Source organism: Ideonella margarita (assembly GCF_038066635.1).
In the GTDB taxonomy this organism is placed as follows: domain Bacteria; phylum Pseudomonadota; class Gammaproteobacteria; order Burkholderiales; family Burkholderiaceae_C; genus Ideonella; species Ideonella margarita.
Genome location: NZ_JBBUTI010000018.1, coordinates 31656 through 54788 on the forward strand (window position 1 = coordinate 31656; position 23133 = coordinate 54788).

At 65.6% G+C, this 23133-nt stretch carries 21 protein-coding genes, 1 other RNA gene and 2 riboswitches; of the genes, 14 read left to right on the top strand and 8 right to left on the bottom strand.

Annotation, left to right across the window (positions count from 1 at the left end):
- Positions 1-17: 17 nt before the first annotated feature.
- Positions 18-1244, bottom strand: a complete 1227-nt coding sequence (locus tag AACH00_RS19165; protein WP_341400786.1) for a pyridoxal phosphate-dependent aminotransferase — start codon at positions 1242-1244, stop codon at positions 18-20.
- 150 nt (positions 1245-1394) lie between these two features.
- Here AACH00_RS19165 and AACH00_RS19170 point away from each other — a divergent pair, with 150 nt between their 5' ends.
- From AACH00_RS19170 to moaA, 5 genes are all read left to right on the top strand, one after another.
- Positions 1395-1799 carry an Mth938-like domain-containing protein gene (locus AACH00_RS19170; RefSeq protein ID WP_341400787.1) on the top strand — a complete coding sequence of 135 codons (405 nt, stop codon included), beginning with the start codon at positions 1395-1397 and terminating at the stop codon, positions 1797-1799.
- A 96-nt stretch (positions 1800-1895) separates the two neighbouring features.
- Complete coding sequence (locus AACH00_RS19175; protein WP_341400788.1) at positions 1896-2372, top strand: peroxiredoxin; 477 nt, start codon at positions 1896-1898, stop codon at positions 2370-2372.
- Between the two features lie 236 nt (positions 2373-2608).
- On the top strand, positions 2609-4279 hold the full coding sequence (locus tag AACH00_RS19180; protein WP_341400789.1) for a PhoH family protein: 1671 nt from the start codon (positions 2609-2611) through the stop codon (positions 4277-4279).
- Positions 4280-4505: 226 nt separating this feature from the next.
- A complete protein-coding gene (locus AACH00_RS19185) occupies positions 4506-4994 on the top strand; it encodes a C40 family peptidase (RefSeq protein WP_341400790.1) in 489 nt (162 codons plus the stop codon).
- Between the two features lie 63 nt (positions 4995-5057).
- Complete coding sequence (gene moaA / locus AACH00_RS19190; RefSeq protein ID WP_341400791.1) at positions 5058-6182, top strand: GTP 3',8-cyclase MoaA; 1125 nt, start codon at positions 5058-5060, stop codon at positions 6180-6182.
- 15 nt (positions 6183-6197) lie between these two features.
- Here moaA and rnhA read toward each other — a convergent pair whose 3' ends face one another.
- Both rnhA and AACH00_RS19200 read right to left on the bottom strand, forming a co-directional pair.
- Positions 6198-6635 (bottom strand): ribonuclease HI, encoded by a 438-nt coding sequence (gene rnhA, locus AACH00_RS19195; protein ID WP_341400792.1) that lies wholly within the window; start codon positions 6633-6635, stop codon positions 6198-6200.
- Positions 6632-7429 carry a class I SAM-dependent methyltransferase gene (locus AACH00_RS19200; protein ID WP_341400793.1) on the bottom strand — a complete coding sequence of 266 codons (798 nt, stop codon included), beginning with the start codon at positions 7427-7429 and terminating at the stop codon, positions 6632-6634. The genes rnhA and AACH00_RS19200 overlap by 4 nt, the downstream gene beginning before the upstream one ends.
- A gap of 37 nt (positions 7430-7466) precedes the next feature.
- On the opposite strand from AACH00_RS19200, the gene gloB reads away from it, so the two are divergent.
- Positions 7467-8240, top strand: coding sequence for a hydroxyacylglutathione hydrolase (gloB, locus tag AACH00_RS19205; protein WP_341400794.1), 774 nt, complete (start codon positions 7467-7469; stop codon positions 8238-8240).
- A complete protein-coding gene (locus tag AACH00_RS19210; protein WP_341400795.1) occupies positions 8237-9952 on the top strand; it encodes a transglycosylase SLT domain-containing protein in 1716 nt (571 codons plus the stop codon). Before gloB ends, AACH00_RS19210 begins: the two co-directional genes overlap by 4 nt.
- A gap of 72 nt (positions 9953-10024) precedes the next feature.
- On the opposite strand, the gene recR is transcribed toward AACH00_RS19210, so the two are convergent.
- From recR to dnaX, 3 genes are read right to left on the bottom strand one after another with little or no spacing between them, the layout of a single operon-like run.
- Positions 10025-10612, bottom strand: a complete 588-nt coding sequence (recR, locus tag AACH00_RS19215) for a recombination mediator RecR (RefSeq protein WP_341400796.1) — start codon at positions 10610-10612, stop codon at positions 10025-10027.
- An 11-nt stretch (positions 10613-10623) separates the two neighbouring features.
- Complete coding sequence (locus AACH00_RS19220) at positions 10624-10950, bottom strand: YbaB/EbfC family nucleoid-associated protein (RefSeq protein ID WP_341400797.1); 327 nt, start codon at positions 10948-10950, stop codon at positions 10624-10626.
- A gap of 42 nt (positions 10951-10992) precedes the next feature.
- Positions 10993-13122 carry a DNA polymerase III subunit gamma/tau gene (gene dnaX, locus AACH00_RS19225; protein ID WP_341400798.1) on the bottom strand — a complete coding sequence of 710 codons (2130 nt, stop codon included), beginning with the start codon at positions 13120-13122 and terminating at the stop codon, positions 10993-10995.
- A gap of 71 nt (positions 13123-13193) precedes the next feature.
- Between dnaX and AACH00_RS19230 the strand changes: the two genes are divergently transcribed.
- From AACH00_RS19230 to ffs, 3 genes are all read left to right on the top strand, one after another.
- Positions 13194-14321 (top strand): AIR synthase-related protein, encoded by a 1128-nt coding sequence (locus tag AACH00_RS19230; protein WP_341400799.1) that lies wholly within the window; start codon positions 13194-13196, stop codon positions 14319-14321.
- A gap of 488 nt (positions 14322-14809) precedes the next feature.
- Positions 14810-15391 (top strand): Crp/Fnr family transcriptional regulator, encoded by a 582-nt coding sequence (locus AACH00_RS19235; RefSeq protein ID WP_341400800.1) that lies wholly within the window; start codon positions 14810-14812, stop codon positions 15389-15391.
- A 26-nt stretch (positions 15392-15417) separates the two neighbouring features.
- An RNA gene (ffs, locus tag AACH00_RS19240) (signal recognition particle sRNA small type) lies at positions 15418-15514 on the top strand.
- Positions 15515-15623: 109 nt separating this feature from the next.
- Here the strand turns inward: ffs and AACH00_RS19245 are convergent.
- Entirely contained in the window at positions 15624-16160 is a 537-nt protein-coding gene (locus AACH00_RS19245; RefSeq protein WP_341400801.1) for a peptidylprolyl isomerase, read from the bottom strand.
- A 215-nt stretch (positions 16161-16375) separates the two neighbouring features.
- Positions 16376-16467: riboswitch (glycine riboswitch) on the top strand.
- Between the two features lie 16 nt (positions 16468-16483).
- A riboswitch (glycine riboswitch) is annotated at positions 16484-16596 on the top strand.
- Between the two features lie 47 nt (positions 16597-16643).
- Here AACH00_RS19245 and gcvT point away from each other — a divergent pair.
- The 4 genes from gcvT to AACH00_RS19265 all read left to right on the top strand — a co-directional run bounded on the left by gcvT (position 16644) and on the right by AACH00_RS19265 (position 22773).
- Positions 16644-17798, top strand: a complete 1155-nt coding sequence (gene gcvT / locus AACH00_RS19250) for a glycine cleavage system aminomethyltransferase GcvT (protein ID WP_341400802.1) — start codon at positions 16644-16646, stop codon at positions 17796-17798.
- 74 nt (positions 17799-17872) lie between these two features.
- Positions 17873-18247 carry a glycine cleavage system protein GcvH gene (gcvH, locus tag AACH00_RS19255; protein WP_300472239.1) on the top strand — a complete coding sequence of 125 codons (375 nt, stop codon included), beginning with the start codon at positions 17873-17875 and terminating at the stop codon, positions 18245-18247.
- 120 nt (positions 18248-18367) lie between these two features.
- On the top strand, positions 18368-21259 hold the full coding sequence (gene gcvP, locus AACH00_RS19260; RefSeq protein ID WP_341400803.1) for an aminomethyl-transferring glycine dehydrogenase: 2892 nt from the start codon (positions 18368-18370) through the stop codon (positions 21257-21259).
- A 122-nt stretch (positions 21260-21381) separates the two neighbouring features.
- Positions 21382-22773: an L-serine ammonia-lyase gene (locus AACH00_RS19265; protein WP_341400804.1), complete on the top strand. Its 1392-nt coding sequence runs from the start codon at positions 21382-21384 to the stop codon at positions 22771-22773.
- 84 nt (positions 22774-22857) lie between these two features.
- Here the strand turns inward: AACH00_RS19265 and AACH00_RS19270 are convergent.
- Positions 22858-23133: ABC transporter substrate-binding protein (locus tag AACH00_RS19270; RefSeq protein ID WP_341400805.1), on the bottom strand; the 276-nt coding region annotated here is incomplete at its 5' end.

Sequence of the window (23133 nt, forward strand, 5' to 3'; positions counted from 1 at the left end):
GATTCAATTCAAAAAGTTCAGGCCGCGTGACGTTTGCGGTAGTTCTCGAGGAAGCGGGCAATGCGCCCGATCGCCTCGGCCAGGTCGTCGGTGTTCGGCAGGAAAACGATGCGGAAATGGTCAGGGGTCGGCCAGTTGAAGCCTGTGCCCTGCACGATCAGCACCTTTTCTTCCGCCAACAACTCGTAGGCGAACTGCTGGTCATCGGCGATCGGATAGAGCGCCGGATCCAGTCGAGGGAACATGTACAGCGCCGCCTTGGGTTTGACGACACTCACGCCCGGGATCTTGGTCAACAGGTCGTAGGCCAGATCCCTTTGCCGGGCCAGGCGGCCGCCAGGGGCCACCAGGTCCTTGATGCTTTGATACCCGCCCAGCGCAGTCTGGATGGCCAGCTGGCCGGGCGTGTTGGCGCACAGGCGCATCGAGGCCAGCATGTTCAGCCCCTCGATGTAATCCTTCGCGCGCTTCTTGTTGCCGGAGACCACCATCCAGCCGGCGCGGTAGCCACAGCTGCGGTAGTTCTTCGACAGACCGTTGAAGGTCAGGAACAGGACGTCGTCCGCCAGTGAGGCAATGCTCGTGTGGGTCTCGCCGTCAAACAGGGTCTTGTCGTAGATCTCGTCGGCAAAGACCACCAGATGGTGCTGCCGCGCGATCTCGACCATGCCTTCCAGCACCTCGCGCGGGTAGAGCGCGCCGGTCGGGTTGTTCGGGTTGATCAGGACCATCGCCTTGGTGCGCGGCGTGATCTTCGCGCGCATGTCATCAAGGTCGGGCATCCAGCCACTGGCTTCGTCACAGCGGTAGTGCACCGGCGTGCCACCCGACAGCGACACCACGGCGGTGTACAGCGGGTAATCCGGTGACGGAATCAGCACTTCGTCGCCGCCGTCCAGCAGCGCGTTCATGCTCATCGCGATCAGCTCGGAGGCGCCATTGCCCAGGTAAACATCGTCAACGGTGACGCCGGCGATCTTCTTTTCCTGGCAGTAATGCACCACCGCCTTGCGGGGGGCAAACAGGCCCTTGGAGTCGGTGTAGCCGGCAGCGTCAGGCAGATTGCGGATCATGTCCTGGACGATTTCGTCCGGCGGCATCAAACCGAACGCGGCCACATTGCCGATGTTCAGCTTGATGATCTTGTGGCCCTCTTCCTCCATCTGACGTGCCTTGTCCAGCACCGGTCCACGGATGTCATAGCCGACGTTGGCGAGCTTGCTGGACTTGGCGATCGGTTTCAACCGGTGTCTCCTAAAGGAATGTTGCGCCGCAAAAACCTATAATTTAACCATAGGCCACCTGTCATCGAGGCAGGTGCGGCGGTCCGGTCGGGCCGCTGAATGTCGTCGGTGCCCAATGATCTGGCCGGATCGGGCGTACAAGGAGACCGATTGAAGTTCCAACCAGACACCCTGGACGGCGTGAATGCCATCTCGCGGCTTGAGGCCAGCCGCATCTGGGTTCATCAGACACCGTTCGAATCGAGCTTGCTCGTGCCCTGGGTGGGCACGGTTGCGCCCTGGGCGGCTTGGCAGACGAGTGATTTGCGGCCCGAGCATTTCGAGCAGATGCTGGCTTTCAAGCCGGAGCTCGTGATTCTCGGCTCAGGGGCCAAGCTGTCGTTTGTGTCACCGGCTCAATACCGGGTGCTGATCGAGCACCGCATCGGGATTGAAACCATGGACACCGCAGCGGCCTGCCGCACGTACAACGTGCTGGTCAATGAAGGCCGCAAGGTGCTGGGTGCGTTCATGGTCGGCCAAGCGCCGGCAGAACAAGACAACCCGGCATCGTAAACGTCACTCCCGCCTTCGGGGCGAGGACAACCTCACACAACAATCTATAATCGCTGGCTATGCCTTTCCAAGGCGCCAGCAGAAGTCAAGATCCTCATGACGCCAGCACTCAACAAATCCCTCCCGGACATCGAAGCTCAAGCCACCGGCGGTGTGAAGTTCACGCCCCAGGCTTTTCACGGCAAGGCAGTGGTGCTGTACTTCTACCCCAAGGACAACACGCCTGGCTGCACCACCGAAGCCATGCAGTTCCGCGACCAGCACGCCGAGTTCGTGGCGGCTGGCGCCGTGGTGTTCGGCGTGTCGCGCGACAACATGGCGTCGCATGACAAGTTCAAGCAGAACCTGGAGCTGCCCTTCCAGCTGATCGCTGATACCGAAGAAAAGCTCTGCCACATGTTCGGCGTCGTCAAGAACAAGATCATGTACGGCAAGAAGGTCAAGGGCATCGAGCGCTCCACCTTCCTGATCGACACCAAGGGTGTTCTCCGTGCGGAATGGCGCGGCATCAAGGTGGCAGGCCACGTCGAGGAAGTGCTGAAGGCCGTTCAAGACCTGAAGCTGACCGCCTGACACCTTTCGCGGAGGTGAGAAGGCTGCAAACAGCCTTCCATCTTGGCAAAAAAGCCGACCATCGAGTCGGCTTTTTCATGTCTGGTGCAGCGCCGCAACAGCCCCGAGAGCTGTCATCTGATCTGTGCATAATCAATTCATGCACGAGAACTTCATGTCGCGCACCTCAGAAAAAGCCGCACAGGCCCCTGTGCGGCTTTTTTATTGCTGAAACCCAACCAGGTCGACCTGCCCTCATGCCCCTGCCCAAGCCGCCAGCCACACGCGCCACCATCCTGCCCGCTGCTGCCTTTGAAGCACAAGCAGCCCCGAAGGCATCACGATCTTCGTCGCGCGCCACCAGCGCCCGACAGGAGCCGCAGGCACCGGTGATGGAATTGCGCAAAGACCCGCCCGAGCCGGTTGCGGCCGTGGCCCCGAAGCCGGCTGCCGCCCGAACACCCAAGACCACCCTGCCCGCCACCTCCGCCCCACTGCGCCCTGCCGTGCAGCCCAAGCCGCGCAAGCCGCGCAGCACGGGGCCTGCCAAGCTGTTTGTGCTCGACACCAATGTGTTGATGCATGACCCGATGTCGCTCTACCGTTTCGATGAGCATGACATCTACCTGCCAATGATCACGCTCGAAGAGCTGGACGGCCACAAGAAGGGCATGAGCGAGGTGTCGCGCAACGTGCGCCAGGTCAGCCGCGAGCTCGATGCGCTGGCGGGTGACGGCAAGCTCGACCCGGCCGAAGGCCTGCCGCTGAGCAAGACCGGCCACCGCGAAGCCCTCGGCAAGCTCTTCTTCCAGACGACCTTCCTTGAGACCAAACTGCCCGCCGGCCTGCCGCAGGGCAAGGCTGACAACCAGATTCTGGGCGTGGTGCAGTCGCTCTGCGAGCAGTTCCCGCAGCGCCAGGTCGTGCTGGTGTCGAAAGACATCAACATGCGCATCAAGGCGCGTGCACTGGGCTTGGCCGCTGAAGACTATTTCAACGACAAGACGCTCGACGACGGTGACCTGCTCTACACCGGCGTGCTGCAGCTGCCGGCCGATTTCTGGGACCGCCATGGCAAGACCATGGAGAGCTGGAGCCAGGGTGGGCACACGTACTACCGTATCAGCGGTCCGCTGATTCCTGCGCTGATGGTGAACCAGTTCGTTTACCTGGAAGTGCCGGGCGAGGCCCCGTTGTATGCCCGCGTCTCGGAAATCACCGGCAAGACCGCGGTGCTCAAGACCCTGCGTGACTACACGAACGCCAAGCACTCGATCTGGGGCGTCACGGCCCGCAACCGCGAGCAGAACTTCGCCCTCAACCTGCTGATGGACCCGGAGTGCGACTTCATCACGCTGACCGGCACCGCCGGCACGGGCAAGACGCTGATGACGCTCGCCGCCGCCCTGTCGCAGGTCATGGAAGACCGCCGGTTCACCGAAATCATCGTGACCCGCGTCACCGTGCCGGTCGGTGAGGACATCGGCTTCCTGCCGGGCAACGAGGAAGAGAAGATGAGCCCGTGGATGGGCGCGCTCGACGACAACCTCGAAGTGCTGGCCAAGAGCGACAACTCTGCAGGCGAATGGGGACGCGCAGCCACCAATGACCTCGTGCGCAGCAAGATCAAGATCAAGAGCTTGAACTTCATGCGCGGTCGCACCTTCCTGAACAAGTTCGTGCTGATCGACGAGGCGCAGAACCTGACGCCCAAGCAGATGAAGACGCTGATCACCCGGGCCGGCCCGGGCACGAAGATCGTCTGCCTGGGCAATCTGGCGCAGATCGACACGCCCTACCTGACCGAAGGCTCATCGGGCCTGACCTACGCGGTGGATCGTTTCAAGGGTTGGCCACATTCGGGCCATGTGACCCTGGCGCGGGGCGAGCGTTCGCGCCTGGCTGACTTCGCATCCGAGGTGCTGTAAGGGCTTTCACGTACAGGGAACTTTTCCAAGTACTTGTTTTTATTGGAATTTCCGGTTGACACCCCAGAACGGGGCGTCTATCCTGCGGCCCGTGCAAGGTATCAACCCCTTCCGGGCCGCTGGTGTTTTACTGGCCTCTGCCCCTCGCGTCTGTGCGCTGACAGCGGCTTTGCTGTTGGGGCAGGCAGCGCAAGCGGCGCCCGATGTTCCTCCTCAAGATGCTGTCATGCGCCTGCTCCAGGAGCGGGGGCTGCTGGACGCTGCGTCGACGAACGGCGACGTGACGCTGCTTGGGCAGGTGCGCGACAAGGCCTCCGACCTGGTCCTGACGGCGATGAACTTCATCGGCGTGCGCTACCGCCGCGGCGGCAGCAGCGCCGAAGAGGGCTTTGATTGCTCCGGCTTCACCCGCCACATCTTCGAGAACAGCGTGGGCATGCTGCTGCCCCGCCGCGCAGCCGAGCAGGCCTCACTGCCCGGCCTGCTGCAGATTCGCCAGGAAGACCTCAAGCCCGGTGATCTGGTTTTCTTCAACACCATGAAGCGCACGTTCTCGCACGTGGGCATCTATGTCGGTGACGGCAAGTTCATTCACTCCCCGCGCAGCGGCAGTGAAGTACGCGTGGAAGACATGCGCCAGGAATACTGGGTCCGCCGCTTCAACGGCGCGCGCCGCGCACCGGTGGTGGGCGAGCAGCCCCGCACCACGCCCTGACTTCGGGCAAGCCCCTGTGATCCCTGCCCTGCGGGGGTATCGCTGGCACGGCACAATCGCCTGATGGGCGACAAAGTGATTCCGTTGATTGATGGCCGCACCGCACACCCGGTGCCGCACATTCCTGCCGTTCCGGTACTGCCTACCGGCTTGCTGGCAGATACCCTGGGGCGGCCGCTTCGCGATCTGCGCATCTCGGTCACCGATCGGTGCAACTTTCGCTGCAGCTACTGCATGCCGAAGGATGTCTTCGACAAGCACCACCAGTTCCTGCCGCAGGATGCGCTGCTGAGCTTCGAGGAAATCACCCGCCTGGCCCGGCTCTTCGTGGCCCACGGTGTCGTGAAGCTCCGGTTGACGGGCGGCGAGCCGCTGCTGCGCAAGAACCTCGAGATCCTGATCGGCATGCTGGCCGAATTGCGCACGCCGGACGGCGAGCCACTCGACATCACCCTCACCACGAACGGCTCCTTGCTGGCTCGCAAGGCGCAGGCCTTGAAGGACGCCGGCTTGCGGCGGGTCACGGTCAGCCTGGATGCGCTGAGCGATGACATCTTCCAGCGCATGAACGACGTGGGCTTTCCGGTTGCGGAGGTGCTGACAGGCATTGATGCCGCCCTGGCCGCAGGCCTCGGCCCGATCAAGGTGAACATGGTCGTCAAGCGCGGAACGAACGACCATGAAGTGGTGGCCATGGCGCGCCACTTCCGCGACCACTACGACGGCCAAGTGGTGCTGCGCTTCATCGAGTACATGGATGTTGGCGCCACCAATGGCTGGCGCATGGACGATGTCTTGCCGTCGGCTGAGCTGGTCAAGCGCATCGGTGAGCACTGGCCGCTGTCGCCGATGCAGGCCACGGCCACTGGCGAGACGGCCGAGCGCTGGCGCTATGACGATGGCCGCGGCGAGGTGGGCTTCATCTCCAGCGTCACCCAGGCGTTCTGCCAGGATTGCAACCGCGCGCGGCTGTCCACCGAGGGCAAGTTGTTCCTTTGTCTGTTCGCCAACCAGGGCCACGACCTGCGCGCACTGCTGCGCAACGGCGTGAGCGATACGGACCTGGCCTCAGCCATTGGCGGCGTCTGGCACGCGCGACAGGACCGGTATTCCGAGCTGCGCAGCCAGTCGGCCCCCACGCGAAACGCAGGCGGCCAGCGGGTGGAGATGCACTACATCGGCGGCTGAGGCGCCGCCGGTCTTTCAGCTGGAGCTGGAGGTCACGCCCCGGTTGGCCAGCGCATCGGCGCGCTCGTTGCCCGGATCACCCGCGTGGCCCTTGACCCAGTGCCATGCCACGTCATGCTGCTGCACCAGGCCGTCCAGCCGCTGCCACAGCTCGACGTTCTTCACCGGCTTGCCGTCGGCCGTGCGCCAGCCGCGCTTCTTCCAGTTGTGGATCCAGGTCATGATGCCGTTGCGGACATATTCGCTGTCGGTATAGACCGCCACGACGCAACGCCGCTTCAGGGTCGCCAGCGATTCGATCACCGCCGTCAATTCCATGCGGTTGTTGGTGGTCAGCGGCTCACCGCCCCACAGCTCTTTTTCGTGCTCGCCGGCGCGCATCCAGGCGCCCCAGCCGCCCGGCCCCGGGTTGCCCTTGCAGGCGCCGTCTGTGTAGATCGTGACTTGACTCATGTGTGCTTGTTCTGACGTGTCGTGCGGTTCGCGACCGCGGCTTTGCCCACGCGCGGTGCCGGCGCTTCCCGGCGGGCCAGGCCCACCAGTCGCATGCCGCGCACCCGCTTGACGGCGCTGATGGCGTAGACGGCGCCCAGCACCGGCCACCACCGATCTCCGGTGCGCTCCATCCACGCCATCCGCTCCAGCCAGCGGGGTGAAGAAAGGGGCGGACGATAACAGCCAAACTGGCCCGGGCCGATCTCGAAGTTGAGCAATTTCAACCAGTCCCGCAGGCGCCAGTAGCCGAGGAACTCGCCGGTGTTCGGCAGGAACAGCGGGGCTTCGCCCCCGAGCACCTGCTGCCGGAAATGGCCCACATGCTGGCGCAGGCCCCACAGGCTGGCCGGGTTCAGGCCGATGATGACTACCCGCCCTTCCGGCCGCAGCACCCGGCAGACCTCGGCCAGCGCCTGATGCGGGTCGGCTGCAGACTCCAGGGTGTGCGGCATCACCACCAGGTCCAGTGATTGATCCGGGAATGGCAGGCACTCGGGCGTGCAGATCAATCCGCCCGGCGTTGGCAACATGGCCACGTCCAGGGGAACCTCGACCGCTTCAAGCGAGTCTGTCTGCGTGGCAATGCCCGTGGACAGCCGCGCGCACCACCGCTGTGGCATGCGGTTGGCTCGCAACCCATCAAGCTCGGGCAGCCCGAGCTGCAGGGCGTGAAAGCCGAACAGATCGGCCACGGCGGCATCCAGCAAGGCCTGCTCCCAGGCCAGCAGGTACCTGCCCGGCGGGCTCCTCAACCAAGCCTCGAACTCTATAATCGACGTTTCACCTGTCATGACTCTGGTCGCCCTGCCCGCCTTCGCCGATAACTACATCTGGATATGTCACGACGGGCAACAGGCCCTGGTGGTAGATCCGGGGGATGGGCCGACGGTGCAACACTGGCTTGACCAGCAAGGACTGGCCCTCACGGCCATTCTAGTGACGCATCACCATGCCGATCACATCGGTGGGGTTGCGTCGCTGCTGCCCCGCCTGCAGGGCCCCTTGTTCGCCCCCGCCGAAGCTAAGCTGCCGGCCCCGGTCACCGTGGTGGCAGGTGGCGAACGGTTGACGTGGGCAGGCCATGACATCTCGGTGTTGCCAGTGCCCGGCCACACCCTCGGCCACCTGGCCTACCTGATGGCCATGCCCGCTGGCGGGCCAGCCCGCTTGTTCTGCGGCGACACCCTGTTTTCAGGTGGTTGCGGCCGCGTGTTCGAAGGCACGCCCGCGCAGATGAACGCCTCGTTGCAAGTGCTGGCTGCGCTGCCTGCCAACACGCAGATATGCTGCGCCCACGAATACACACTGTCCAACCTGCGCTTCGCCAGCGAGGTAGACCCTGACAACGCCGCACTGGCCAGCTACGTTCAGCAGTGCACCCAGGTGCGGGCCCAAGGCCTGCCCACCCTGCCCTCCAGCCTCGGGCTGGAACTTCAGATCAACCCGTTCCTGCGCTGTGACCAGCCGGCCCTGATCAACGCTGCGCTTGGGCGCGGTGCTGCCAGCCGACAAGGCGACGACGTGTTTGCCGCCTTGCGCGAATGGAAAAACTCCTACCGATGACCGACATCCTCCGCTCCACCTTCCGCCTGGGCGCATTTGCACTGGCCGCCGCAACGCTGCTGTCGGGTTGCGCCTCCACGCCGCTGCCACCGATGCAAGCGACATCGCCCGCTGGCACCGGTGCAGCCCGCCAGGTGGCGCGCGCGCCTGGCACGCAGCTGCTGCTGGATGCCGCTGCGGCTCCGGCAGAAGCAGCTCCCGTGGCCCAGCCGCCCGTTCTGGCCACGACCACGCAAGCCGTGGCCGGCTCGCAGGACGAGACGATGGTGACCGCCCCCATCGACCCTCTGAACCCGGACCAACCCGTCAACCTCGACGACAAGACGGCCAACCGCGACCTGTGGGTGCGTGTGCGCCGTGGCTTCACGATGTCTGACCTTGACGACGACTACGTGCGGCGCTTCGAGCAGTACTACGCCACCCGGCCCGACTACGTCAAACGCATGACCGAGCGCGGCGGCCGCTACCTGTTCCATGTGGTGCAGGAGATCGAGAAGCGCAACATGCCTACCGAGCTGGCGTTGCTGCCCTTCATCGAAAGCGCGTTCAACCCGCAGGCCATGTCTACCGCCAAGGCCTCGGGCATGTGGCAGTTCATTCCATCGACGGGCAAAGACTACTCACTGACGCAGAACGTCTTCCGCGACGACCGGCGCAACGTGCTGGCGTCCACCCGCGCAGCGCTGGACTACCTCGACCGGCTGCACGACATGTTTGGTGACTGGCACCTGGCACTGGCCGCCTACAACTGGGGCCAGGGCAATGTGCAGCGCGCCATCACCCGCAACCAGAAGGCCGGCCTTCCCACCGATTACGCCAGCCTGAAGATGCCCGACGAGACCCGGCAGTACGTGCCCAAGCTCCAGGCGGTGAAGAACATCGTGATGCAGCCGGACCAGTACAAGCTGGAGCTGCCCGCGCTGAAGAACCACCCGTATTTCCTGAGCGTGCCGATCGAGCGCGACATCGACGTGGACCTCGCCGCCAAGCTGGCCGGCGTGTCGCTCGATGAGTTCAAGTCGCTGAACCCGCAGATGAACAAGCCCGTCATCCTGGCGGCCGGCACCGAGCAGGTGCTGCTGCCGTACGAGAACGCGGCGAGCTTCGTTGAAAAGCTGCGCAACCACCGCGGACAGCTGGCCACCTGGACGGCCTGGGTGGCCCCCAAAACCCTGCGTCCAGCCGAGGCGGCCAAGGAAGTTGGCATGAGCGAAGCGCAGCTGCGCGACGTCAACCGCATTCCGCCGAAGATGCTGGTGAAGGCGGGCTCCACCTTGCTGGTGCCGCGCAGCGCTACCCGCACCGCTGACGTTTCTGAACACGTGGCTGACCATGCCTCCATCGCCCTGGCGCCGGATGTTCCTCCGCTGAAGAAGGTCACGCTGAAGGCTGGCAAGAAGGGTGAGACGGTCGCCTCGATCGCCAAGCGCTATCGAACCACGCCGGCCCAGGTGGCCAGCTGGAACAAGGTGGCGCCCAACGGCACGTTCAAGGCCGGCAGCGCAATCGTCGTGTTTGTGCCGAATGCCACCAAGGTGGCTGCGGCCCGACCTGCGCCCGCTGCGGCAAAGCCGGCTGCGAACGGCAAGGGCAAGGCCACTGCGGTGGCCATTGCCAAGCCAACGGTCAAGGCGGCACCTGCGCGCACCAGTGGTGCTGCCAAGACGCCGGCGCCGCGCAACCGCGCGGCCATCCGCCTGGCAGATCACTGATGCTTGAAAGCGGCAGGTGCGTCTGAGGGCGCACCTGCCGCCGCCGACCACCTGAGCCGGTCGACGGCGTGATCAGCGCCGATCCACCAGCGCGTGCGCGATGGTCGACAGATCGACGTACTCCAGCTCGCTGCCCGCCGGCACACCCCGTGCGAGGCGCGTCACGCGGATGCCGCGCAGCTTGAGGGCCTCGGACAGCACGTGCGAGGTTGCCTCACCTTCAGCGGTGAAGCTGGTGGCCAGGATGACCTCGGACACCACGCCGTCGAGCGCACGGTCCAGCAGGTTGGAGGCACCCACCTCTCGGGCGCCGATGCCGTCGAGCGGACTCATCCGGCCCATCAGCACGTAGTAGAGCCCGCGGTAGCTGCCGGTGCGCTCCAGCGTGGCTTGATCTGCAGGCGTCTCCACCACGCACAGCTGGTGCGCGTCGCGGGCCGGGTCCAGGCAGATGCCGCAGATGGGCTCTTCGGTGAACGTGTTGCACCGCGCGCAATGCCGCACCGAAGTGACGGCCGTGTCCAGCGCGCGAGACAGCTGCAGCGCGCCCGGGCGGTCGTGCTGCAGCAGGTGAAAGGCCATGCGCTGGGCCGACTTGGCCCCGACGCCCGGCAGCTTGCGCAAGGCCTCGATCAATGTCTCGAGCGAGGTGTCGGGCACCTTGGGCGTGCTCAGAACGGCATCTTCATGCCGGGGGGCAGCGGCATGCCAGCGGTGATCTTGCTCATCTTTTCCTGGCTCAGGGCCTCGGCCCGACGCACCGCGTCGTTCACGGCGGCAGCCACCAGGTCTTCCAGCATGTCCTTGTCGTCGGCCAGCAAGCTAGGGTCGATGGTGACCCGGCGCACATCGTTCTTGCAGGTCATCACAACCTTGACGAGGCCAGCGCCCGATTGGCCTTCCACCTCGATGTTGGCCAGCTCCGCCTGGGCCTTCTTCATGTTGTCCTGCATGGCTTGGGCCTGCTTCATCAGGCCGGCCAGTTGACCCTTCATCATGTGCTTGTCCTTTTGGTGTTTGGAGGTACGTCCACGGGGGCATCAGACCGGCTTGATGGAGCCGGAGACGATGCGCGCCGTGTTGAATTGCGACAGCATGGCCCGCACGAGCGGGTCTTGCTGAATGGTTTGCTCAGCGTCGAATTGTCGACGCGCGGCGAATTCCGCGTCGCGGCGGGCCGGTGAATCCTGGGCCACGCCAGGGCTGACCGCCAGCGACACGGCCGCGCCCAGCACGCCACGAACGGCCGTCTGGAGCTTGTCGACCAGCCCGGTGGAGCGCAGCGTCTCGCGCTCGACACGCAACTGCCACACCTCGGCGCCGCCTTGTGCCTCGATGGCGATCAACTCGGCCTGCATGGCCAGCTCGCGCGCCAGGGCGGCAATGGCGCCGCTGCCAGTCAACTGGGTCGTCAACGCCGCCCAGCGGTCCCCAAGCGGCGTGCGCATCACTTCGATCGCGGCCAGCCGGTCGGCGGCGGCGGCACGGCGTTCAACGGGCGCGGCAGGCGCGAAGTGCTCGGGCTCTGCCTCGGGCTCCACCGGCCGTTCAATGCGCTGGCTCGCAGCGCTGGCGGCAACCGGCAGCACATCCGCTTCAAACGGAGCCTCGTCCATCCAGGGCGGCGGGCCGTCATCAGGTGCCGAAGCACGAGCCGGCGCGGAAGGCTGCGGGCGCGCGGCCACCACGGGGGCTGGCGCAGGAGCGGCCATGACGGGCGGTGCGGCCACGGGGCGCGACATCGCAGGCTGAGCTGCTGGCGCGATCGTTGGCGCAGCCTCGGGCAGATTGGCTGGCGCGGTGTTCGGCGCAGCAGCGCTTGGCGCAGCCGTTGGCACCTCAGGCGGGGCCACGGGCGATGCTGCACGCGGAGCGGCCACCGGCACGGAGGCCGGTGACGCGCTGGAGACGGGTCGAGCGGCGGCCTGTGTGACGGGCGCTGCTGCCTGCGGACGTGCGGCCGGTGCTGCCGACGTGGGCACGGCCACCGACCGGTGCTCAGCCCGCTTGGCCAGCAAGGGCGCTGCCGCCGTTCGGCCGCCGGAACCGACGGGTGGCGCAGCATCAGCCGACATGGCAGGGAACGCCATGAAGCGCAGCAAGGTCATCACCAGCCCGGCGTATTCATCAGGCGCCAAGCTCAGCTCAGCACGGCCTTGCAGGCAGATGCTGTAAAGCAGTTGTGTTTCATCAGGGGCCAGCGCACTGTGCAGGCGACGCGCCGCTTCGGTGTCCGGGTCGGTCTCGTCCAGGCCATTGGCCACCGCCTGCGCCACCGCCATCTGCTGAAGCAGACGCGCCATCTCATCGAGCGTACCGGCGGCTGACAGGCCTTGTGCTCGCAGCGCCTCGCATTCATCGATGACGGCACGCCCGTCACGCTCCGACAGCGATTGCACCAGCCGCTCGGCATGGCGCCGATCCACGGCGCCGAGCATGGCGCGCACGGCCGACTCTTCCAGCTGGCCGCCGCCAAAGGCGATCGCCTGGTCGGTCAACGACAGCGCATCGCGCATCGAACCCCGTGCTGCCCGCGAGAGCTGACGCAGCGCGCCAGCATCCGCCTGCACCTGTTCCGCTTCCAGTACGCGGGCCAGGTGCTCGGCCACCGTCTGCGGCGCCATCGGACGCAGGTTGAACTGCAGGCAGCGGCTCAGCACCGTTGGCAGCATCTTTTCCGGGTCGGTGGTGGCCAGCACGAACTTCAGGTAGTCCGGCGGTTCTTCCAGCGTCTTCAGCAAAGCGTTGAACGCGTCCTTCGTGAGCTGGTGCGCTTCGTCGATCATGAAGACCTTGAAACGACCCACGGACGGCTTGTAGGCCGCCCGCTCGATCAACTCGCGAATCTCGTCGATGCTGCGGTTGGACGCGGCGTCCAGTTCCACATAGTCGATGTAGCGGTCGGCATCAATTTCGCGGCAGGCGCTGCAGACGCCGCAGGGGCGCGCGGTGATGCCGCCCTGGCCGTCGGGCCCGGTGCAATTCAGGCTCTTCGCAAGAATGCGCGACACGGTGGTCTTGCCAATGCCCCGCGTGCCAGTGAACAGGTAGGCGTGGTGCAGCCGCTGCTGCTCGAGCGCGTGGGTCAAGGCCCGCACGACGTGGTCCTGCCCCACCATCTCTTCGAAGCTGCGAGGCCGGTACTTGCGGGCCAGGACGACATAACTCATGCGGTCATTCTACGGGTCTGAAGATGCCGGAATTGCCCCCGAGGCGCGTGGCTGAAGGATAATCCCGCCCCATGACTGCTTCTGCCCACGACTCCACCGGCGCCACCCTGAGCTATGAACAGGCCGGCGTGAACTACGACCTGATCGATCCGCTGAAGGTGGCCGCACAGCGCGCTGCCGCAGCCACCGCCGGCCACCTCACCGCCCACGGCTTCACCGAGGTGAAGGCCTCGCGCGGCGAATCCGCCTACGTCGTGGACGTGGGCCCGTTTTACCTCGCCAGCATCGTTGAATGCCTCGGCTCCAAGGCCCTGGTGGCCGACGAGATGCACGCCCTGACGGGCAAGAGCTACTACGCCGGCATCGCCCAGGACACCATTGCCATGGCCGTGAATGACCTGATCACCGTCGGCGCCACGCCGCTGGTGGTGCAGGCCTACTGGGCTGCCGGTGGCAGCGACTGGTTCGGCGACGCCCAGCGGGCGCAAGCCCTGGTGGCGGGCTGGAAAGCAGCCTGCGACACCTGCGGCGTGGCTTGGGGCGGCGGCGAAACGCCGGCCCTGGCGGGTATTGTGGAAAGCGGGCGCATCGACCTGGCAGCCTCCTGCACCGGCATCATCAGCCCGAAGTCGCGCCTGAGCGTCGGCGATGAGCTCGCTGAAGGCGACGTCATCGTGCTGCTGTCGTCCAGCGGCATCCATGCCAACGGCCTGAGCCTGGCCCGCAAGCTGCTCGAGCGTCTGCCGGAAGGCTATCTGACCGAAGTGGCGCCCGGCCTGAATTACGGCGAGGCCCTGCTGGCCCCGACCACGTTGTACAGCCCGGTCACCGAAGCGCTGGCCAAGGCTGGCGTGTCGATGCACTACTGCGCCAACATCACCGGCCACGGCTGGCGCAAGCTGCTGCGGCACCCAAGCACCCTCACCTACCGCATTCACACCGTGCCGGCCGTGCCGCCGGTGCTGAGCTTCATCCAGAAGCACGCCCACCACGACGACCGCGAGGCCTACTCCACGCTGAACATGGGCGCCGGTTTTGCCCTGTTCGTCAAGGCCGAGGACGCTGCACGCACCGTCGAGATCTCGAAGGCGCTGGGCGTGGATGCGGTGATTGCCGGCGTGGTCGAAGCAGGCCCGAAGCAGGTGGTGATCGAGCCGATCAATGTCACCTTCGGCAATGACGACCTGCAACTGCGCTGAGTACGCGCCGACGCTGCACTGAAGCCACATTGAGCCCACACTGAGCCCACACTGAGCGCAACGCAGCTCAACGGAGCTTAAAACCCACCCAAAAGCCACCCGGGCAAACGCCTAGGGTGGCTTTTTTCATGGAAATCTGCGCGTTCATGTGTCACGGGAGAGACACATTTGCGCAGCAATGAGTTGCGGCAAGGGGCACCCGACGAACGGCTGTTTGTCAATCGATTGCAGCGACCTAGCATGGTCACCCGTTAAAGAAAAGGCATGGCTGCCCCGCGCAGCGCCACGCACTTGCCAGCAGGACGGCAAGTTTTCTGCCACCACATGCCTCTGGTTGCCCGATGCCCCTGCCCGATCACCTGCACGAAGAACCCAACCGACCGCCTCAGCCTTTGGGCCCAGGCCTGCTACTCAACATTCCGCTGCTTGCGGCGCTACCGATCGAGCAAGCCCAGGAACTCGCCGCGCAAAGCTTCAAGCGCCGATACATGCGCGGGGAATACATTCTTGAACAGGGCCAGCATGGCCATTCGCTCTACATCCTGCTGCAAGGCAAGGCCCACGTGCTGCGCACCGACAACCGTGGCCGCGAAGTCATTCTGGATGTGCTGCGCACCGGCGACCATGCCGGCGAGATGTGCCTGATCGACAACCAGCCGCACTCTGCCAGCGTACGCTGCGAAACCAACTGCGACGTGCTGGAATTGCCCGGTGCGGTGCTTGCACGCACCTTGCCTGATCGCCCGGTGCTGTCGTGGATGTTGATGCGCACCCTGGTCAAGCGTTTGCGCCGTGCACACCGCCAGATCAATTCGCTCGCCCTGAAAGATGTACCCGGCCGTGTGATGCGGGCGCTGCACGACATGTCGGAGCCCGAACAGATCGGCTCTCGCATCGTGCGAGAGCGGGTCTCGCGCCATGAGCTGGCACGCATGGTGGGCGCCTCGCGCGAGATGGTCAGCCGGGTCGTGCTGGAGCTGGCTACGCAGGGCAAGCTGGAACTGCGCGACGACGGCGGCGTGCGTCTGTTGCTGCCAAATAAAGAGTTGAATGCCCGCCCGCCGGAATGACGCTGCCATCGCCTACAATCAATGCTGACGGGCCTCCTCGCATGGAAGCGCAGCCAACTGGGTCAGGTGGGGAACCAAGCAGCCCTAACTGTTGCAACCAGTGCCGAGATCAGGCTCGTCAACCTCATTCACCGGATTGATCAACCAATCCGGAGCCCTCTCCGGGCACCCAACGGCCTCCATGAGTTCTGCTCTGGAGGCCTTTTTATTGGCGTGGCCGCAAGCGATGGGGTCAATCGACCACTGCGGCCCGAGTGATGCGCACCGGCTCCTTCAGCATCTGGCCGCGGACATACGCCTCGCCCTGCTCCGGGTCGGTGACGCTGGCATGAATGCGGCGCACCACATCCATCCCGCTCACGACACGGCCGAACACGGCGAATCCCTGTCGATCTGGGTTGCGCGCGGCACCTGCATCCAGCCCGGGTTGATCGCCGACGCAGATGAAGAACGCAGCCCCGCCACCAGTGCCCGGCGCGCCGCGCGCCAGCGACAGGCTGCCGTCAAGGTGCTTCAAGCCAGTCATTGACGTGGGCTCATGCGTCACCGGCGGCAACTCCCGGTTCTCGTCCAGCAAACCGCCCTGGATGACCTGGATGGGCGGTGAGCCTCGGTCGTTGTCCTCCCGCACGACGCGGTAGAAGCCAGCCTGCTGCTGGTACAGGCCAGTCGTCACATAGCGCAGGAAATCCGCCGACGACAGCGGTGCCCGGCTCGATTCGAGTTGCACCACGATGTCACCGGCTGTGGTTGTCAGCTTGACCCGCACGGGTGCTGCCTCAGCGGGTGTTGCTGCCCTTGCGGCATGACTCATCGGACACACAGCGAAAACGATGGTCGCCGCAAGGGCGTTGAGCAATAGGCGTGGAGGCATTCAAGGGTCCGTTCATGATCTGTGCGGGCGCGTCAGCAGCCCAGGCAAGCATCAAATTCTGCACCCGAAGCGGCTGGCGCGCGATGGCGGCGATGCGGCTCGGGTACACTGCCGTCTTGTCAGGAGAGAGCTCCATCCGGGGCCGCCGAAGGCGCAGAGGTTCACCCCTCGAACGCTCAGGCAAAAGGACTGACAAGCGGCTTGCCGTAACAAGCAAGACGTTCCTCACTGGAGAGAGACAAGCCGTCGAGCTTGTCCACCGAAGGGGCAAGCGGTGTCCGTCATCCACGGCACTGTCAATCTCTCAGGTAAAGCGGACAGCGGGGGCACTTCTCAACCATTGCGTGGTTAAGTCAGAACTGCCCTCGAAAGCTCCACATGTCCGCTGCCGCCCCAGATCAAACTTCCCTGCACCACACGCCGCTGCACGCGCTGCACCTGGAACTGGGCGCACGCATGGTGCCGTTCGCCGGCTACGCCATGCCGGTGCAGTACCCCGCCGGTCTGATGGCCGAACACCGCCAGTGTCGTGATGCGGCCGCGCTTTTCGACGTGTCGCACATGGGCCAGCTGCGCCTGGTGGGCGCTGGCTCCGGCGCTGCGCTGGAAACGCTGGTGCCCGTTGACGTGATCGACCTGCCGGCTGGCAAGCAGCGTTACGCGTTGTTCACCAGCGAGCAAGGCACGTTGCTGGACGACCTGATGATCACCCGCCCGCAGGCCGACGCTGCCGCCGCGTTTGGTGACCTGTTCGTGGTGGTGAATGCTGGCTGCAAGGACGCTGACATTGCCCATCTCAAGCAGCACATCGGCCACCTGTGCGAGGTGATTCCCATGCCTGAGCGCGCGCTGCTGGCCCTGCAAGGGCCGCAGGCCGTGACCGCTTTGAGCCGCCTCAACCCGGCCGTGGCCAGCCTGACCTTCATGACCGGCGGCGTGTTCACGCTGGCCGGTGCCGATTGCTTCGTCACCCGCTCGGGCTACACCGGCGAAGACGGCTTCGAGATCTCCGTGCACCAGGACCAGGCCGAAGCCTTGGCGCGTGCATTGCTCGCCGAGCCGGAAGTCAAGCCTGCTGGCCTGGGTGCGCGCGACACGCTGCGCCTGGAAGCCGGCCTGTGCCTGTACGGCCATGACATCGACACCACCACGACGCCAGTGGAAGCCGCGCTGACCTGGGCCATCCAGAAGGTGCGCCGCACCGGTGGCGCCCGTGCTGGCGGCTACCCCGGTGCAGCCGTCATCGACGCGCAACTGGCGGCTGGTGCTGCCCGCAAGCGCGTGGGCCTGGTGGGCGCCGAGCGCGCCCCGGTGCGTGAAGGCGCAGCGATCGTCTCGGCCGACGGCACCCGCCTGGGCACCGTCACCAGCGGCACGCTCGGCCCGACCGTCAACACGCCGATTGCCATGGCTTACCTGCCGGTGGATCATGCCGCCGTGGGCACCCAGGTCTTCGCCGAAGTGCGCGGCAAGCGCCTGCCGATGACCGTCACCGCCATGCCGTTCACGCCGAACCGCTATTACCGCGGCTGAGCGGCTGAGCGCGTCGCCCCGATTTCCTTCCCATTTCCTTTCCTCTGACCCTGAAAAGCTCCAGGAGCCCCGACATGTCGATCAAGTACACCGCCGACCACGAATGGATCAACGCCGCTGACAGCGCAGCCGCCGTGGTGGGCATCACCGTGCACGCCCAGGACGCCCTGGGCGATGTGGTGTTCGTGGACCTGCCGGAAGTGGGCAAGACCTACGCCAAGGGCGACATCGCCGGCGTCGTCGAATCGGTCAAGGCCGCTGCCGATGTCTACATGCCGGTCGACGGTGAAGTCGTGGCCGTGAACGACGCGCTGCGTGACGATCCGTCGCTGGCCAACACCGACCCGCTGGCCGCTGGCTGGTTCTTCAAGGTCAAGCTGGCGAACCCCGCCGAGCTGGACGGCCTGATGGACGCCACCGCGTACGACGCGCTGCTCAAGACCCTGTGATGGGTTGGCCGCACTCACCTGCGGCCCCTGAAACTCCCTGTTGCCCCTGCCCTGTTGCCATGCCTTGCCGCATCGGGCCACCGGGCGTTTGAACACATCTGCCGCTTTCGCCGCACTGCCATGACACACACCCTTGCCGCGCTGGAAAACGCCAGCGAATTCACCGCCCGTCACATCGGCCCCTGGGCTGACGATGAAGCCCGCATGCTCAGCGTGATCGGCGCTGCATCGCGTGAGGCGCTCATCAGCACCATCGTGCCGGAGAGCATCCGTCGCCCGGAAGCGATGCGCTTGCCGGCGGCCGTCAGCGAAGCGCAGGCGCTGGCTGAATTGCGCGGCATTGCGCAGCAGAACCAGGTGCTCAAGAGCTTCATCGGCCAGGGCTACCACGGCACCCACACGCCGGGCGTCATCCTGCGCAACATCCTCGAGAACCCTGCTTGGTACACGGCCTACACGCCGTACCAGGCCGAGATCTCGCAGGGCCGCATGGAAGCCCTGGTGAACTTCCAGACCATGGTCACCGACCTGACGGGCATGGCGATGGCCAATGCCTCGATGCTCGACGAGGCCACCGCCGCAGCCGAAGCCATGACCCTGGCCAAGCGCAGCGTGAAGTCCAAGAGCCAGGTGATCCTGGTGTCGGCCGATTGCCACCCGCAGACCATCGAAGTGGTGCGCACCCGCGCCGAGCCGCTCGGCCTGAGCGTGGTGGTGGGCGAGCTGCAGCAGCTGGTCGCTGAGCACGACTGTTTCGCTGTGCTGGCGCAGTACCCGGCCAGCACCGGCCACATCCCGGATCTGCGCGCACTGACCGACGCCGTGCATGCCAAGCAGGCCGCCGTCATCGTGGCCGCTGATCTGCTGGCCCTGACCCTGCTGACGCCCCCGGGTGAATGGGGCGCAGACATTGTGCTGGGCAACACCCAGCGCTTCGGTGTGCCGATGGGCGCCGGTGGCCCGCACGCCGCCTACCTGGCCTGCAAGGACGAATTCAAGCGCTCGCTGCCCGGCCGTCTGGTGGGCGTGAGCGTGGACGCCCACGGCAACCCTGCTTACCGCCTGGCGCTGCAAACCCGCGAGCAGCACATCCGCCGTGAAAAGGCCACCTCCAACATCTGCACGGCGCAGGTGCTGCTGGCCGTCATGGCCAGCATGTACGCGGTCTATCACGGCCCGACCGGCCTGACCCGCATCGCCCGTCGCGTGGCCAGCTTCACGGCCGTGCTGGCCGAAGGCCTGGCGCGCCTGGGCCACGAGGTCCTGAACACGACCGCCTTCGACACGCTGAGCATCCGCACCGGTGCCCGCACCGACGAAATCGCCGCCCGTGCCGTGGCCAGCGGCGCCAACCTGCGCCGCGTCTCTGACACAGTGCTGGGTGTGACGCTCGACGAAACCACCACCCGCGCCGACCTAGCCGACCTGCTGCTGTGGTTCAGCACCGAAGGCCAGACCGTGCCGGAAGTGTCTGAATGGGAAGCTGGCGTAGCCCTGCGCCTGCCGGAAGGTCTGCAGCGCCAAAGCGGCTTCCTGAGCCACCCGGTGTTCAACAGCCACCACTCCGAAACCGAAATGCTGCGCTACATCCGCAAGCTGTCGGACAAGGACCTGGCGCTGGACCGCACGATGATCCCGCTGGGTTCGTGCACGATGAAGCTGAACGCCACCAGCGAGATGCTGCCCATCACCTGGCCGGAGTTTGCCCACCTGCACCCGTTTGCGCCGGCTGAGCAATTGGCGGGTTACCAGTTGCTGAATGACCAGCTGACCGCCTGGCTGTGCCAGGCCACCGGTTACGCCGGCATCAGCCTGCAGCCGAATGCCGGCTCGCAGGGTGAGTACGCCGGCTTGCTGGCGATCCGCGGCTGGCACCTGTCGCGCGGCGACGAGCAGCGCACCATCTGCCTGATCCCGGAAAGTGCCCACGGCACCAACCCGGCCTCGGCCCAGATGGTGGGCATGCAGGTGGTGGTGGTGAAGTGTGACGCCGGCGGCAACGTTGACCTCGACGACCTGCGCGCCAAGTGCGAACAACACACCGACAAACTGGCGGCGGTGATGATCACCTACCCGTCCACCTTCGGCGTGTTCGAGCCACGGGTGAAGGAGCTGTGCGCGCTCGTGCACCAGCACGGTGGCCGCGTGTATGTCGACGGCGCCAACATGAACGCGCTGGTCGGCGTGGCCGCGCCGGGTGAGTTTGGCGGCGACGTGAGCCACCTGAACCTGCACAAGACCTTCTGCATCCCTCACGGCGGTGGCGGCCCGGGCGTCGGTCCGGTCTGCGTGGTCGAAGACCTCGTGCCCTTCCTGCCGGGCCATGCCACGGCGGGCCAGGTGCGCGCCGGTGGCGTGGGTGCCGTGTCTGCCGCGCCGCTGGGCAACGCGGCCGTGCTGCCGATCAGCTGGATGTACGTACGCATGATGGGTGCCGAAGGCCTGAAGGCCGCCACCGAAGTGGCCATCCTCAGCGCCAACTATGTGGCTGCACGACTGGCTGACCACTACGACATCCACTACAGCGGCGGCAAGGCCGGCATCAAGGGCGGCGGTGTGGCCCACGAATGCATCCTGGACCTGCGTCCGCTGAAGGAGGCATCGGGCATTGGCGCCGAGGACGTGGCCAAGCGCCTGATCGACTACGGCTTCCACGCACCGACGCTGTCGTTCCCGGTGGCCGGCACGCTGATGGTCGAGCCGACCGAAAGCGAGCCGCTGGCAGAACTCGACCGCTTCTGCGACGCGATGATCGCCATCCGCGAAGAGATTCGCCAGGTGGAAAACGGCGTGTGGCCGCGCGAGGACAACCCGCTGAAGAACGCACCGCACACGGCCGAGAGCCTGCTGAGCAGCGACTGGGCACACGCCTACAGCCGCGAGCAGGCTGCCTACCCGCTGCCCGCGCTGCGCCGCAACAAGTACTGGTCGCCGGTGGGCCGTGTCGACAACGTCTACGGTGACCGCAACCTGTTCTGCAGCTGCCTGCCCATCAGCGAACTGGCTGACTGACGCGCTGAAACGCCCCGGACAAGCTGCGGGGCCCAGCCAACTCCCGGGGCCGCTGCATGCGGCCCCGTTCACATCACCGGCACACACTTCGCCGGGCACCCTCGATCCGGAGACCTCGCACCATGGCCGTTTCAGTGTTTGACCTGTTCAAGATCGGCATCGGGCCCAGCAGCTCGCACACGGTCGGGCCGATGCGGGCTGCGCGTCTGTTCGTCAACCGCCTGGTCGCCAGCGGCCATCTGGCCAGCACCGCGCGTGTGCGCTGCTGGCTGTATGGCTCACTCGGTGCGACTGGCAAGGGCCACGGCAGCGACACCGCCGTGCTGCTCGGCCTGGCCGGGCATGAGCCCGACACGGTGGATGTGGAGAAGGTGCCTGAGCTGCTGGCGGCCATCCGCACCGAACATCAGCTGCTGGTGGCAGGGCATCACGCAGTGAGCTTCATCGAGAAGGAAGACCTGCTGTTCATGCGCCGCGAAACCCTGCCCTTCCATGCCAATGGCATGAAGCTGGCGGCCTTCGACGCGCAGGGGCAGGAGATCGACAGCCGCATCTATTACTCGGTGGGCGGTGGCTTCGTGGTGAGTGACGAAGTGGCAGCCGACGGTTCACGCCAGAAGGTGATCGCCCCAGACGCCACCGTGCTGCCCTTGCCCTTCACCACCGGTGCGCAATTGCTGGCGCAATGCCAGGCCCATGGCCTGAGCATTGCGCAGGTGATGTGGCGCAACGAGCTGCACTGGCGCACGGCGGAAGACATCCGCTCCGGCCTGCTGCGCATCTGGGACGTGATGCAGGCCTGCGTCAGCCGTGGCTGCAAGACCGAAGGCATCTTGCCGGGTGGCTTCAAGGTGCGTCGGCGTGCCGCCGCGCTGCATGCGTCACTCACCGCCAATCCCGAAGCCGCCCTGCGCGACCCGCTGCAGGTGATGGACTGGGTGAATCTGTACGCGCTGGCCGTGAACGAGGAAAACGCAGCCGGCGGCCGTGTGGTGACAGCGCCCACCAACGGTGCGGCAGGCATCTTGCCGGCCGTGCTGCACTACTACCACCGCTTCATCCCCGGTGCGAACGAACAGGGCGTGATCGACTTCCTGCTCACCGCTGCGGCCATCGGCATTCTCTACAAGGAGAACGCCAGCATCTCGGGTGCCGAGGTCGGGTGTCAGGGCGAAGTGGGCGTGGCCTGCTCGATGGCCGCTGCAGCCCTGGCTGCTGTGTCAGGCGGCACGCCGGAACAGGTGGAAAACGCGGCCGAGATCGGCATGGAGCACCACCTCGGGCTGACCTGCGACCCGGTGGGCGGGCTGGTGCAGATTCCGTGCATCGAGCGCAACGCCATCGCGTCGGTGAAGGCGATAAACGCGGCCCGGATGGCGCTGCGCGGCGACGGCGTTCACCACGTGAGCCTGGACAAGGTCATCAAGACCATGCGCGAAACCGGCGCCGACATGAAGACCAAGTACAAGGAAACCGCGCGCGGTGGCCTGGCGGTGAACATCGTCGAATGCTGACGACAGGCCGCGCCTGAGCGGCCGGGCATGAAAAAAGGGGCTGCCTTTCGGCAGCCCCTGTCAATCAACCCTTGGAGTCCGAGATCAGCGCACGACCGCGATCTGCTCGCGGTTGCCACCCTTGTAGGTGAACAGGGTCAGGGCGCCGTTCTTCACGTCACCCTTTTCGTCGAACGCGATCGTGCCGGTCACGCCCTTGTAGCCGTTCGTCTTCGCCAGCACCGGCAGGTACTTCGCCGGATCAGCCGAGCCGGCCTTCACCATCGCGTCCACCAGCACCATCGTCGCGTCGTACACGTACGGTGCGTAGATCTGCACGTCAGCATTGAACTTCTTCTTGAAGTCCGTCTTGAACTTCTC

Bases quoted from the DNA above. Each gene is read 5' to 3' on its own strand.
- AACH00_RS19175 (WP_341400788.1), top strand. From the start codon at position 1,896: ATGACGCCAGCACTCAACAAATCCCTCCCGGACATCGAAGCTCAAGCC.
- AACH00_RS19180 (WP_341400789.1), top strand. From the start codon at position 2,609: ATGCCCCTGCCCAAGCCGCCAGCCACACGCGCCACCATCCTGCCCGCT.
- AACH00_RS19185 (WP_341400790.1), top strand. From the start codon at position 4,506: ATGCGCCTGCTCCAGGAGCGGGGGCTGCTGGACGCTGCGTCGACGAAC.
- moaA (WP_341400791.1), top strand. From the start codon at position 5,058: ATGGGCGACAAAGTGATTCCGTTGATTGATGGCCGCACCGCACACCCG.
- rnhA (WP_341400792.1), bottom strand. From the start codon at position 6,635: ATGAGTCAAGTCACGATCTACACAGACGGCGCCTGCAAGGGCAACCCG.
- gloB (WP_341400794.1), top strand. From the start codon at position 7,467: ATGACTCTGGTCGCCCTGCCCGCCTTCGCCGATAACTACATCTGGATA.
- AACH00_RS19210 (WP_341400795.1), top strand. From the start codon at position 8,237: ATGACCGACATCCTCCGCTCCACCTTCCGCCTGGGCGCATTTGCACTG.
- AACH00_RS19220 (WP_341400797.1), bottom strand. From the start codon at position 10,950: ATGATGAAGGGTCAACTGGCCGGCCTGATGAAGCAGGCCCAAGCCATG.
- dnaX (WP_341400798.1), bottom strand. From the start codon at position 13,122: ATGAGTTATGTCGTCCTGGCCCGCAAGTACCGGCCTCGCAGCTTCGAA.
- AACH00_RS19230 (WP_341400799.1), top strand. From the start codon at position 13,194: ATGACTGCTTCTGCCCACGACTCCACCGGCGCCACCCTGAGCTATGAA.
- AACH00_RS19235 (WP_341400800.1), top strand. From the start codon at position 14,810: ATGCGCGGGGAATACATTCTTGAACAGGGCCAGCATGGCCATTCGCTC.
- gcvT (WP_341400802.1), top strand. From the start codon at position 16,644: ATGTCCGCTGCCGCCCCAGATCAAACTTCCCTGCACCACACGCCGCTG.
- gcvH (WP_300472239.1), top strand. From the start codon at position 17,873: ATGTCGATCAAGTACACCGCCGACCACGAATGGATCAACGCCGCTGAC.
- gcvP (WP_341400803.1), top strand. From the start codon at position 18,368: ATGACACACACCCTTGCCGCGCTGGAAAACGCCAGCGAATTCACCGCC.
- AACH00_RS19265 (WP_341400804.1), top strand. From the start codon at position 21,382: ATGGCCGTTTCAGTGTTTGACCTGTTCAAGATCGGCATCGGGCCCAGC.